Origin of the sequence: Lactiplantibacillus plantarum (assembly GCF_014131735.1) — a bacterium.
Lineage (GTDB): Bacteria > Bacillota > Bacilli > Lactobacillales > Lactobacillaceae > Lactiplantibacillus > Lactiplantibacillus plantarum.
Genome location: NZ_CP039121.1, coordinates 1,620,694 through 1,634,136, shown reverse-complemented (window position 1 = coordinate 1,634,136; position 13,443 = coordinate 1,620,694). Strand labels below are relative to the sequence as shown.

11 protein-coding genes are annotated in these 13,443 nt (G+C 45.8%); 4 read left to right on the top strand and 7 right to left on the bottom strand.

The genetic code is table 11. The features are described 5' to 3' along the window. The first annotated feature begins 3 nt into the window (after positions 1-3). The 4 genes from E5260_RS07540 (at position 4) to E5260_RS07525 (ending at position 6,126) form a co-directional block, all read left to right on the top strand. Positions 4-2,307: a transglycosylase domain-containing protein gene (locus E5260_RS07540; RefSeq protein ID WP_003640483.1), complete on the top strand. Its 2,304-nt coding sequence runs from the start codon at positions 4-6 to the stop codon at positions 2,305-2,307. Positions 2,308-2,491: 184 nt separating this feature from the next. Then, entirely contained in the window at positions 2,492-3,445 is a 954-nt protein-coding gene (locus E5260_RS07535; RefSeq protein WP_003640482.1) for an ABC transporter ATP-binding protein, read from the top strand. A 12-nt stretch (positions 3,446-3,457) separates the two neighbouring features. Next, positions 3,458-4,468: an extracellular solute-binding protein gene (locus tag E5260_RS07530; protein WP_003640481.1), complete on the top strand. Its 1,011-nt coding sequence runs from the start codon at positions 3,458-3,460 to the stop codon at positions 4,466-4,468. Continuing rightward, a complete protein-coding gene (locus E5260_RS07525) occupies positions 4,465-6,126 on the top strand; it encodes an ABC transporter permease (RefSeq protein ID WP_003640480.1) in 1,662 nt (553 codons plus the stop codon). The genes E5260_RS07530 and E5260_RS07525 overlap by 4 nt, the downstream gene beginning before the upstream one ends. 154 nt (positions 6,127-6,280) lie before the next feature. On the opposite strand, the gene E5260_RS07520 is transcribed toward E5260_RS07525, so the two are convergent. The 7 genes from E5260_RS07520 to E5260_RS07490 form a co-directional block, all read right to left on the bottom strand. Next, entirely contained in the window at positions 6,281-6,781 is a 501-nt protein-coding gene (locus E5260_RS07520; RefSeq protein WP_003640479.1) for a universal stress protein, read from the bottom strand. Positions 6,782-6,871: 90 nt separating this feature from the next. After that, entirely contained in the window at positions 6,872-7,729 is an 858-nt protein-coding gene (locus E5260_RS07515) for a MetQ/NlpA family ABC transporter substrate-binding protein (RefSeq protein ID WP_003640478.1), read from the bottom strand. A gap of 18 nt (positions 7,730-7,747) precedes the next feature. After that, complete coding sequence (locus E5260_RS07510) at positions 7,748-8,419, bottom strand: methionine ABC transporter permease (RefSeq protein WP_003640477.1); 672 nt, start codon at positions 8,417-8,419, stop codon at positions 7,748-7,750. Continuing rightward, positions 8,419-9,486: a methionine ABC transporter ATP-binding protein gene (locus E5260_RS07505; RefSeq protein WP_003640476.1), complete on the bottom strand. Its 1,068-nt coding sequence runs from the start codon at positions 9,484-9,486 to the stop codon at positions 8,419-8,421. Before E5260_RS07505 ends, E5260_RS07510 begins: the two co-directional genes overlap by 1 nt. 635 nt (positions 9,487-10,121) lie before the next feature. Beyond that, positions 10,122-10,847, bottom strand: a complete 726-nt coding sequence (locus tag E5260_RS07500) for a DnaD domain-containing protein (protein WP_003640474.1) — start codon at positions 10,845-10,847, stop codon at positions 10,122-10,124. Positions 10,848-10,924: 77 nt separating this feature from the next. Beyond that, positions 10,925-12,220, bottom strand: coding sequence for an asparagine--tRNA ligase (gene asnS / locus E5260_RS07495; protein ID WP_015640374.1), 1,296 nt, complete (start codon positions 12,218-12,220; stop codon positions 10,925-10,927). 20 nt (positions 12,221-12,240) lie between these two features. After that, complete coding sequence (locus E5260_RS07490) at positions 12,241-13,440, bottom strand: pyridoxal phosphate-dependent aminotransferase (RefSeq protein ID WP_016511714.1); 1,200 nt, start codon at positions 13,438-13,440, stop codon at positions 12,241-12,243. Positions 13,441-13,443: the final 3 nt, after the last annotated feature.

The window sequence follows — 13,443 nt, the reverse complement described above, 5'->3', positions numbered from 1 at the left end:
ATCATGGCAGGTAACAATGAACAGAACTCACGGGTTGCTCGCAGAAAAAGCCAACCTAAACCACCTAAGAAACACTGGTTTCGGCGGATTATTTTATCCTTAGCTGCACTGTTTGTCATCGGGGTACTCGCTGGTCTAGCACTTTTCTTCTACTATGCGCAGACGGCACCAACAGTCAAACAGAGTGACCTTGTCAATACGGGGACCGCTAAGATTTATGACCAGAACGACAAGTATTTGACCTCTTTGGGAACTAACGACCACGAATACGTTAAGTCTAGTAATATCCCATCCACACTTAAGAATGCCGTCGTCTCAATCGAAGATCGCCGTTTTTACAAGCATAAGGGGGTCGATTATTACCGGATTCTTGGGGCTGCAGTCGGCAACTTAAAAGGTAGCTCACTCGGGATGCAAGGTGGGAGTACCTTGACCATGCAACTCGTTAAACTTGCGGTCTTTTCCACCAGTACTTCGGATCGAAATTTGAAAGTCAAAGCGCAGGAAGCCTGGATTGCGCTTAATCTTGAAAAACATTACAGTAAATCTCAGATTCTGGAATTTTACATCAATAAGGTCTATATGGGTAACGGGATTTATGGTATGGGGACTGCCGCCAAGTATTATTACGGTAAGTCATTAAAAGATCTGAGCCTTAGTCAACTCGCACTGCTCGCAGGTATGCCGCAATCACCAACCTACTACGACCCGACGACTTATCCATCATACGCAACTAGCCGCCGTAATCTGGTGCTGGAAGCGATGTACGATAACAAGGTCATCTCCAAGAGTCAGGAAACTGCTGCTGAAAAAGTCAGTGTCAAGACGGGCTTAACTAGTTCGGGACGTTCAAGCCTAGCGAAGCATGAAAAGACAAATAAAATCTTGGATGCTTACCTGAACGAAGTCCGTCAAGACCTCCTCAAAAAAGGTTATAATTTAACCGATGGCGAGAAAGTTTATACGAACATTGACATGGATGCCCAGAAACGGCTTTATGACATTGCCAACACGTCTCAATACGTCAACTATCCTAATAATGGAAAACAGACTTTCCAATTAGGGGTATCGGTTGTTGACTCATACACTGGCAAGGTCTCAGCTATGATTGGTGGTCGGAAAACCGGTAATGTCACGTACGGAACCAACCGAGCTGTCTGGACATCACGCTCAAACGCTTCGACGATGAAACCGATTCTCGATTATGGACCAGCCATTGAATATTTGAATTGGCCAACTTACAAGTCGTTGTCTGATACGAAATACAAATATCCCGGGACTAACATTTCCGTGCATGACTTTGACAATAATTACTTGGGCAATATGACGATGCGTGAAGCACTGGTTCAATCACGGAACATCCCAGCAATTCGGGCCTTACAAGCCGTTGGTAAAAGCCGAGCCAAAACCTTTGCCAATAACCTTGGGATGAACCTCAAAACCGTTAACTATGCCAACGGGATCGGTGCTGGTGTTTCCACCTTACAAGTTGCCGGTGCCTACGCTGCGTTCGCCAACGGTGGTGTTTATCATAAGCCATACTACATCCGTAAAGTGACTACTTCTGATGGCGTTACGACATCGTATACTAGCACTGGTAAGCGCGCCATGAAGAAATCAACGGCATACATGATTACTGATATGCTGAAAGGGGTCATCAATAGTTCTACTGGGACGGCGACAACCGCTAAGATCAGCGGCGTTTACCAAGCTGGTAAGACTGGTACTGACAACTATGCTTCTCAGTATAAAAACAAAGTACCATCCGATGCCGTCGTTGACTCATGGATGGCCGGTTACACGAAGAATTATTCGGTCGCCGTTTGGACTGGCTATGATAAGTCCACCGAAGCTGGTGGTTATCTAGATACCTCAAACGAAAAGATTTCACAACAAATTTATCGCGCCATGATGAATTACCTTCAACAGTATTCACCAAACTCTGATTGGACCAAACCAAGCTCAGTTGGCACGACTAAGAAGAACGGTATCGAAGAACTTTACGTTGTTGGTCACCTCTTCTCCAGTAGTGAAGCCTCGTCAGGAACCGCTAGTTCAGCTAGCTCTAGTTCAACAACAACGGGTAGTTCAAGCACCAGCACAGAAGCAAGTAGTCGTAGTTCGGAAAGTAGCAGTAGTAGTTCCGAAGCTGCTTCTTCCTCAAGTAGCGCCGAAAGTTCATCTTCTGAATCTAGTTCAGAAAGTAGCAGCAGTTCGGAAGCAAGTTCAAGCTCCGAAGCAAGTTCCGAAGCGACTTCATCGGAAACACCGACCGCTGATACCAATAACACGACTGAAGGACAATAAGAATCACCCAAGACCACTGAATTCGATTCAGTGGTCTTTTTTTATGTGCACTGTTTTACCGAAATAACACACAAAGTTTACATAAACTAAACTCAAAATCAACGTTAACACGGCGAATTACCACTACAATACAAAGTAACTTAATAAACTGAGCAAACCAATTAAGACAAAGGAGTTGCATATCGTGGTTGCCATTAAGCTACACGAATTATCCAAAAGTTTTCAAGGTCCGGTAATCAATCAACTCAGTCTGACGATTCCTGATCAACAAATCACGGCATTAATTGGCCCGTCCGGTTCCGGCAAATCAACGCTCTTAAACATGATTGCGGGTCTCACGACACCTGACAGTGGTCAAATTTCATTTGATAATCAGCCCATTTTTGACGCCGCGACTCATTGGAATCAGCCCCCTGCCCAGCGGCACTTGGCGATGGTTTTTCAAGACTTTGCCCTGTGGCCGCACATGACGGTCCAAGAAAATGTCGCTTTCGCTTTAGAAAAGCATCTGACCAAGCCGGAATTGACTGCTCAAGTCAACTGGGCCCTCGAACAAGTTAGTCTGATTGACTTCCGACATCGTTATCCACGTGAACTTTCGGGCGGGCAACAGCAACGGGTCGCCCTTGCACGGGCACTAGCGACCCAACCGGATTTGATTTTATTCGACGAAGCTTTAAGTGCGCTTGACCCCGAACTGCGCACACGGCTTCAATTAGAAATTCGCGCCCTGATTCACGACCAGCATCTGACGGCCATCTTTGTAACTCACGACCGTCCAGAAGCCTTGCAAGTTGCCGACCACCTCGTATTACTGCAAGGGGGCAACGTGGTGCAAACGGGCACACCAGCACAGCTGTACCAACAGCCAAAATCTCAATTTGTCGCCAATTTTATGGGCACCCTTAATCAGATCAACGCGCACCAGGCCATTCGCCCGGAATATGTCGCAGTCAGTCAAACGGGTACTCAGCAGCCCACTTACCAAGGCTTGGTGCAGCGTTCAACCTTTATGGGCGATCATTTTGATACTTGCGTTCAAGTCGGCGCCTATGATTGGCACGTCAAGACCCAGCTACCCTATACCACTGCACCGATCACATTAAGCATCGATCCACATCAAATACTAACTTTTTAGGAGTTGACTCACATGTCTAAAGCAGCAATTATCACATTATCCACGCTCGGCGTGCTCGCAATTGGCACGTCGCTTTATGTTAATCAACATCAGAAAAAAACGTTAACCGCCAACGCGCAAACCAGTCAACAAGTCTTAACAGTATACGCTGCTGGACCTAAACCCCTTTCTGATCAAATCATCCACGGTTTTGAAGCCAAAACTGGCATTAAAGTCAAAAGTTTTGACGGCACGACCGGGAAAATTTTAAGTAAGGTCAAGGCCGAGCAAGGCAATCCCCAAGCTGATGTGCTGATTTTAGCTTCAATGGCCGCTGGCGTCGATTTACAAAAGAATGGCCAGCTATTAACCTATCAGCCTTCTCAAGCTAAACACCTGAATAAACAATTTAAAGATACTAGCCACCAGTTGATCAATTACAGTGCTTCGGCAGTCGGCATCACCTACAATACGCGGCACATCAAATCGGCACCGACAGACTGGTCTGACTTGACAACCACTCCGTATCGCAATCAAGTGACCATTCCGGACCCCCAAACCTCTGGTTCTAGCTTGGACTTCATTAACGCTTATCAAATGAAACACGGTACGCAACTACTTAAAGCCCTTCAAGAAAACGGTGCCGATATCGGGGGTGCTAACAAGGAAGTACTCGATGCAGTCATCACTGGCCAAAAAATCGCCGTCTTTGGTGGGGTCGATTACATGAGTCTAACAGCTATTAAAAAAGGCGAAAAAATTGGTTTCGTTTATCCTAAGAGTGGGACTTTGGTCAATCCACGACCGGCGATGATTTTGAAGGCTAGTCGTCATCAAGCCGCCGCCAAACAATTTATTGACTATCTCTTATCAGCTAAAGTTCAAAGACAGATTCAAAAAAGTAACTTAATTCCAGGTACCACGAGCACTTTGACCGATCCACGCAATGGCGAAGCCATCAAAGCCTACACGGTCAATTGGACCAGTGCCAACGCGGCCCTGACCAAAAACGTTGTCGCATTCAATCAGGTCTTTAGCCAATGAGTAATCATCAAATCCGCTTGTCCTTATCAATCATCACCAGTTGCTTGTTGGCAACTCTGATTATCGGCCCGTTAGTCGCCCTGATTGGTCAAACACTAGTCGGGCAATCGCCAAGCCAGCTATGGTCACAACTGACGCAGCCAACCAACCGTGTGAGCATTCAACACAGTCTGTTCCTCAGTGGGGGCACGGTCGTCGGGACAACCCTGCTAGCCACCCCTTTGGCATGGATCATGACGCACACCCGTTTAACAAAGCTCGCCTGGTTGCATTGGCTCTTGTTAGTGCCATTCATGACACCACCATATATTAACGCGATGGGCTGGTTATATTTCTTTCAACCACACGGATTACTGGCTCAGCTTAATCCGAGTTGGCACCACCAATTTCAGTGGCTATTTTCACCGTTCGGGATGGTCATTATCATGAGTCTGCATTTGTATCCCGTGGCATACTTAGGCTTACGCGCAGCCCTCATGCAATTCAACCAGCGCTGGCTTCAAGCGGCCGAAGTTCATGGGGTCAACACCTGGCAACGACTAGTGCGAATCACATTACCAATCATGTTAGTCCCATACTTAGCTGTATGGATTTTAGTCTTTACCAAAACCTTGGCTGAATTTGGAACGCCAGCCACCTTTGGTCGGAGCATCCACTTCGAAGTTCTGACGACTACGATTCAAAGGGACCTCAGTCAGTGGCCCTTAGATTTCCAAAACGGGGTACTCACCGGCACCCTCCTACTGACCATTGCCCTGATTGCCTGGGGTATCCAGCAATGGTTGTTACGCCGGCCAGCTGTTAAGTTCACCGGACAACGGTCAGCGTCACAATATCGGCAGCTTGGAGTGACAACATTAGCAGGCACTTTCGTCACCCTAGTCATCAGTATTGCTATTGTCCTGCCATTCAGTGCCATCGTGCTCCAATCGCTACTCAAACAACGCAGTCTTGGTTGGAGTCCGTCTAATTTGACACTTGTACACTATATAGACCTCTTACGCTTTGATAGTCCTGCCTGGCAGGCCATTGTTACGACCGTCGGATTGGCATTACTGATTAGCAGTCTCAATGTGATCGTTGGTTTATTCTTGAGCGTTGGGAGTTTAACAAAACGTTTTCCCAAGTGGCTGCGACAGTTATGTCATACCTTGGGCGCATTGCCACTCGCAATTCCAAACGTCGTCTTAGCATTGAGCTTAATGATGCTCTTTTCACAGGTGCTGGCGTTCACCAAATTATACGGCACCCTAACCATCCTCCTGATCGCGGATGTCACCTTATTTCTACCAACAACGGTGCAATACTTGACGACCGCCCTCAAGGCCTTTGACTCGGAATTGCTGGCTAGCGCGCGCATCTTCGAACCTAGTTTCGGCCGCATTATCCTAAAAATTGCACTTCCGATTCTATGGCCCGCGCTACTCAACAGCTTTGTGATGGCTTTCATTGCCACGAGTCGTGAATTAGTCGTTGCCCTATTGTTACTGCCTTCCGGTATGACGACCGTTTCAACATTTATCTATCAATCGTTCGAACAAGGTGAAGCGGCCGCCGGTATGGCCCTAGCGGTATTGACGGTAGCATTGACATTCATTGGACTGATTGCAGCTAATCACCTGCAATCAGCTACCAAGCCAGTACGCCAACCAAACTAGCGCCCAAACGGCATCAGTTGGCACTCAAATCGGTAATCGTCAGTAGCGAAAGACGACTTTGTTTTTTCGTCATCGCCTGTCCCAAACTAAAAAGGCTGGCCGCACGAGCATCAATGTTGACGTCGTGTGACCAGCTTTAATCATCTCTGACAAGTTATTTAGAATCGTCGGCCGAAACATCACCGGTTTGTTCAACCTCTTCAGCTTCATCGCTCGGCATGTTAACAACGGTGACGTTAGCCTCCGTATTACGAACAACATACGCTGTCGTTGAACCTAAGAACAGGCGAGAAATCGCATTAGTTCCAGAGCGACCAATCACGATCAAATCAATATTTTGGGCCTTGGGAACATCGACCGCAATTGTCACTTTGGGTACCCCAGTTTGCCGAATTGTTTCGGCGTGCAACTGGTGGGCTGCAACTTGATCCTGGGCCCGCTCCAACAGTTTCTTACTCTGGGCTTGATCAAAACTCATCATATCTGGCGCCGCACTCGTAAAAACATCTGGACTGTAGACGCCAAATCGATTAACATCGATGACATTCAATAAAAATAACTGGGAGTCAAAAACCTTCGCTAAGGCAATCGCATGTTCAAGTGCATAATAAGCATTATCGGAACCATCTAATGGGACTAGGATTCGTTTATACATGGTTGAGACCTCCTGATAAGTTCAATGAGTTACAACATTTATTATCATAATCATAACTTATCTATAATCATCCAGCACCCAATATGCTTATTAATTGTCAAAATAAGATAGCGGTTTATTGATGTTAATCTTAGTACCGTAATATTTTTGCTTGATATACTTTTGAATATCCGCCCGATGGTAAAGTTTAACTAGTTTAAGATAACTAGCACGATGCTCGTTCTTAGCGGCCGTTGCTAAGATATTAACATTATCCCTAGTACTCTTATTCAGACTTTCGTGGAAAATCGAATCCCGTAAAACGTGTAAATGTCCTTCCAAAGCAACCGTATTCGAAATCAAAACTGCATCGACACTTTTAATGATCCGGGGACCAGTAGTATCATCGATCTGTTTGAATTTCAGATGACGGGGATTGCTTGTAATATCCTTCACTGAACCTAAGACACCAAAATTAGCTGCCAGTTTGATCAGGCCCGCTTTTTGGAGCAGTAACAAGCCTCGCGAAGCTTGTGAGGGATTGTCAGCAATTGCAATCGTAGCGCCATCCGGAATTTCATCAACGCTTTGATATTTTTTGGAGTAGATTCCCATTGGTTCCAAATAAGTCGTTCCTAACGCCGCCAACTTGGCCTTGGGATTCTGCTGATTATAAGTTTGGTAATATGACCAGGACTGAAAGGCGTTCACATCAACGTTACCGTCCGCCGTGGCCTTGTTCAGCTGAACACCATCCGTGATTTGTTTAACCTTAATCGTTAAGCCCATCTTTTTGGCATCTTGGCTTTTAGCAATGTGCTGCCAGACTTCATAGTCCGATCCCATTGATCCGACCGTAATCGTGGCACTCTGTTGTGTACGGGCCGAATAACTCGTTATTTCATGTAATCCCACACAAATACCAACAATTGCAGCAATACCAATCAACCACCATGCTAATCGTTTCATCGGCTAATTCCCCCTTTATTAATGATGTGTGACGCTCTTAACGAGCCAATCACCAAACAGCTGTACAGCAAAGACTAAGATCAAAATGATGATCATTGCGACAAACGTCACGTCGTTTTCAAAGCGAGCGTAACCAATACTGATTGCAATATCACCCAAGCCGCCCGCGCCGATCGCACCAGCCATCGTCGTCAGACCAATCAGGCTAATCACCGTCACGATTGAGACGCGAATCAAATCAGGTAGTCCCTCTTTCAAATAAACCCGAAAAATAATTGCAATGGGACTAGATCCCATGGACTGAGCAGCCTCAACGATTCCTTGGTCAACATCGAGTAACGCATTTTGCACTTGCCGGGCATAAAAAGGAAAAATACCAAAAACTAGTGGGACTAACGATGCCGTGGTCCCCACCGTTGTTCCGATTAAATAGCTGGTCAACGGCGAAATTACGGCTAACAGAATAATAAATGGCACCGAACGGAGTAAGTTGGTTAGCTTGTCTAACACTTGATACGAGGGGCCATCAGCTAAAATGCCATGGGGCTGTGTCACCACTAACAGTACCCCCAAACCCAACCCCAGTATTCCTGCAACCAGCGCGGAAACTGCGGTCATATAGAGGGTCTCTAACGTTGCTTGAATAAATTCAGCTTTCATTTGTAAGACATTCGGAATTAATGCTGTCATTAGTCCACCATTCCCTTCACAACTTCTTCATTGATAATGCGAGTGTGGACACCTTGAGCCGACATATTAGTGACCGCCGCATTGAAGGCCGTTAAATCCCCCGTAATAATCGCAATCATGTCACCAACATTTTGACCATCGATCTGGTCGATATTGGCAAACAAAATGTTAACGTCGACCCCCAGCGTCTGCGATAACTGCGAGACAATTCCCTGCTTTGTTGATTGACCAACGAATTTGAACGCAATCAGCTCTTGGTCCGCTGCTAATTCACTCAATTTAATCGTTTTCGTGATTCGCTGAATGGCGGCCCGAACATTGGTAGATGTTTCCACAAAATCAACGGTCAGAGGTGCTTTGGGGGCTGTAAAAACCTCAGCAACGGGGCCCCGCTCAATAATCCGCCCATCAGCCATAACGGCGACATGATGACAAATACTCTTGATGACTTGCATTTCATGCGTAATGAGGACAATGGTAATCCCTAGCTCGCGATTGACCCGTTGTAGCAACTCAAGAATTGCCGCCGTGGTCTTTGGATCAAGCGCACTAGTTGCTTCATCAGAAATCAAGATTTGCGGGTCAGTGACTAGTGCCCGTGCGATTGCCACCCGTTGTTTCTGCCCACCAGATAATTTATCTGGGTAGGTCTGCGCATAGTCCGTTAACCCAACGAGCTTCAGTAGCCGTAATGCTTTGGCGCGTCGGTCCTGTTTACTAATTTTTTGACCCAATAATGGATAAATAACGTTTCCCAACACGGTCCGTGATTGCATCAAGTTGAAGTGTTGAAAAATCATCCCAACGTGTTTCCTGGCTTGACGTAATGCAGCTGGCGATAGCGTTTGTAAGGCCTGGCCATTGACGACTACCTGGCCCGTTGTCGGTGACTGTAATAAATTGATCACCCGTACCAAGGTACTTTTGCCAGCGCCGGAATATCCAATAATGCCATAAATATCACCCGTCTGGATCTGTAGATTGACATCTTGAACCGCGTGAACGACTTGGTGCCCGTCGTCAAAAGTCACTGCGATGTCTTTTAAATCAATGATTGCCTCTGTCATAGTCTGCTTCCTCCCATTAAAAAACGCCCATCGTCTCTAATCTGATTATCAGATTAAGGACGAATGGACGTTTTTCCGTGTTACCACCTTACTTCAAATGACCCTCACAGGCCACCGCACTTCAAGTACCGCCACTGAAAATTCTTAGCGAGACTCTAACCGCATAACGGGCGTAGCCGTCAACGCTTAACCCCGTCAGCTCAGCGTTGAAACTTGCATTATAAGACCATCTTCAACGTTGCGAAATGGCTACCTCGCACCAACCGGCAGTTCTCTAAGGCATTCCAACAACGGCTACTCATCTTAGACGTATTTATTAATATATTTACTTGGTTGTTTACAGTATTGCGCTATTTTAATGAGAAGTCAACATTTAATTATAACCATTTTTTAATTTATAGTGGTGCCCACTGATTTTGGTCCAATGATGTGCATCCCACCGGCTTACCAGGACAGGAAATCCTGGTGGTCCTGTTTTAACCTCAGTACGCTGCGCCAATGACGTGGGCAAACGCCATTGATATGAAACAACGACTAACCCATCCCGAAAAAAAGTGGTAACGACGCCTCGCACAGGCAATCGCCACCACTTTATTTAAAATCAGTTTTCCCCGATAAGCTTTTCAGCACAGTGTTTAAGACTGGTCTTCACCTAATTTGAATAACGGAATCTTCGGACCAGCATTTGTGCCCGTCTGGCGTTGTGGTTGCGGAGCGGAATTCAAGCGTTGCTCAATACTGCGTTGGCGCTCTGCTTCCACCTGGGCAGCCGTTTTTAAGTTACGCTTCTGCCAGTTCAACAGAATTCGGTCCATATACGTCAAGTTATAGACTTGACGCAGAACTGCTTCCCGCAATGCCAATTCGATAACTTCCGGTTCATAATGGTCTTCGTCGAACCACTTACTAATACTTTCCATTTCGATCGGTGATAAGTCACGGCCAAATTCCGTCTGAATTGCCCGAAAAACCTTTTGCCGACTGTTTTCACTCGTGGCTTGTTCCGAAGCTTGAGTGCTAACGGGCTGCTTTTTGAGCGCAACTGCTAACTTATCATACAGGCCGTCAAAATTATAACGGTCATGAATTTTTTGGTCATCAGCCGTGATCGATTCAATCGTCAGCAATTTTTTGGCTAACATTTCATGTAGCCGCTGAAAAACAGCATTTGTCGATTCACCTAAACTCTTGGCAATTACCGCAGCATCTGGGAATTGATTACCCTGATCAATTAACCGTTTGAACTGCAAATAAACCAATAATTCATCGTTTGTGACCCCAATTTCACGATAGTGGGCCAATAATGCGTTCGCAATGGTCGTTTGACCATCATTCACTAACGCGGCAGCTAAGGACTCCATCTCGTTATCATCCTTTCACTATTAAGAGCGTGAGACTAGGTCCCACGCTCTTAATAAAACTAACCTTCAATTAAAGTTTACGGGTAAATCCGGTTCAACAACCGTGGGAACGGAATTGTCTCCCGCACGTGATCTTCGGCCGTAATCCAAGTCAAGAATCGCTCGAGTCCCAAACCAAAACCAGCATGAGGAACACTACCATACTTACGTAAATCTAAGTACCAAGCATAGTCGTCTGGATTTAAGCCGGCTTGTTTGATCTGGTCAAGTAAGTAATTGTAATCAGTTGCTCGTTCTGACCCGCCAATAATCTCACCATAGCCTTCTGGGGCTAATAAATCCGCACAAATCACCACGTCGTCCCGGGTTGGATGCGGCTTCATATAAAATGGCTTGATGGCTTTCGGGTAATTCAAAACGAAGACGGGTTGATCGAAGTGATCAGCCAAGAAGGTTTCTTCTGGTGAACCAAAATCAACACCCCAATCCACGTCAAAGTCATTTTCTTTTAACAATTCAATGGCTTCATCGTAACTGATTCGTGGATAAGGTAACTTGGTGTACTTCTTCAACGTTTCAACATCACGACCTAAAATGTCGAGTGCGTATTGACAATGATCAATCACACCTTGAACAAGAAAGGCAATATAACGTTCTTGAACTTCCAAACTTTGTTCTTGATGCATGAAGGCCATTTCTGGTTCAATCATCCAGAACTCAATTAAATGCCGCCGAGTCTTGGACTTTTCAGCCCGGAATGTTGGGCCAAAAGTAAAGACCTTTCCGTAGGCCAAAGCTCCGGCTTCGGCGTATAACTGACCACTCTGTGATAAGTAGGCATCCCGATCAAAATATTCAGTATGGAACAATTCAGTTGTCCCTTCAGGTGCACTCCCAGTCAAAATTGGTGAGTCCATCTTAATGAAACCTTCTTGATTAAAAAATTCATACGTTCCGCGAATGACTTCATTACGAATGTTCATGATTGCCCATGGCCGCTTAGAACGTAACCATAGATGCCGGTGATCTAGTAAGAAGTCCACCCCATGTTCCTTAGGCGTAATTGGGTATTCTTCACTTTCACCAACGACTACAATGTCTTCAACTTCGATTTCATAACCGAACTTTGAACGACTGTCTTCATGAATCACACCCGTAATCCACATACTGGCTTCTTGCTTAACTTCCTTAGCGAGTTCAAAAACTTCTTCGCTAACTTGGCTCTTAACAACGACACCTTGGAAAAAGGCGGAGCCATCACGTAATTGTAGGAAGGCAATCTTACCACTTGAACGTTTATTAGTGAGCCAAGCCCCAATCTTTACTTTTTCGTCGACATGGTCCTTAGCATCGATAATGTTGATCTGTTGCACCATTTACTTACATCCTCCAATTACTTTGCTTGTTCAGCAATTTTTTCTGTCATAAATTTTTGTAACCGTCGATGGGCCTCTCGCAAGGAATCGATATCAGTTGCATAGCTTAACCGTAAACAACCGGGCATGCCAAACGCCTCTCCAGGCACTAAACCGACATGGGCTTCTAATAACACTGCCGTCACAAAGGCCGGTGCATCTGCATAGCCTGTTAAACGCAATGCTTCCGTAATATCTGGGAACAAGTAAAAGGCTCCCGCTGGTTTGCCAGCAGGCATCTTAAACCCAGGTAAACGCTCGATCAGTGGGTATAGTTCGTTTAACCGCGCTTCAAAGCCCTGACGCATCGTTTCAACAGATGATTGGTCACCACTAAAAGCTTCAATCGCAGCATATTGTGATACGGCGGCTGGGTTGCTAGCAGCGTGACCTAACACGACCCCCATCTTAGCCATGATGGTTTGTGGCCCGGCAGCATATCCGATACGCCAACCAGTCATGGAATAGGCTTTTGAAACCCCATTGATCAAAACCACGTGATCCATATTAGCATCATCTAATTCTAACACGGATGTAAATTCATTACCGTTATATAATAACTTTTCATAAATTTCATCCGCAATTACCAAAACGTCGTGTTCAACGGCCCAATTCACGATCGCCGTCAATTCTGCACGGCTGAAAACCAGACCGGATGGATTCTGTGGCGAATTCAAGACTAAGGCCTTCGTCTTAGGCGTCCGCTGCGCTTCCAAATCAGCAGTGGTAAACCGCAACTGTTCATCGGTGCTAACTTCGACTGGCACACCACCAGCTAATTTAACTTGCTCCGAATAGCTGACCCAGTATGGGACTGGTAATAACACTTCATCGTCGGGATTCAGAATAACTTGGAATAACGTAAACAACGCCATTTTTGCGCCATCCGTTACGACGATCTGATTAGGATCAAAATGGTAGTGATGGTCAGCCTCAATTCGCTGACTGATGGCTTGTTTTAAAGCTGGTAATCCAGTTGCCGGTGTGTAGAAACTCGCTTGACCATTTTGAATACTATCAATGGCTGCTTGCTTAATGTTATCCGGGGTCTGAAAATCCGGTTCACCGATTCCTAAATTGATAACGTCAACGCCGTCCGCCATCATTTGCTTGGCAGTCGCACTGATCTTCAATGTCGCTGACGGTTGAACCTGCATTACTTTACGCGATAATTCCATGTA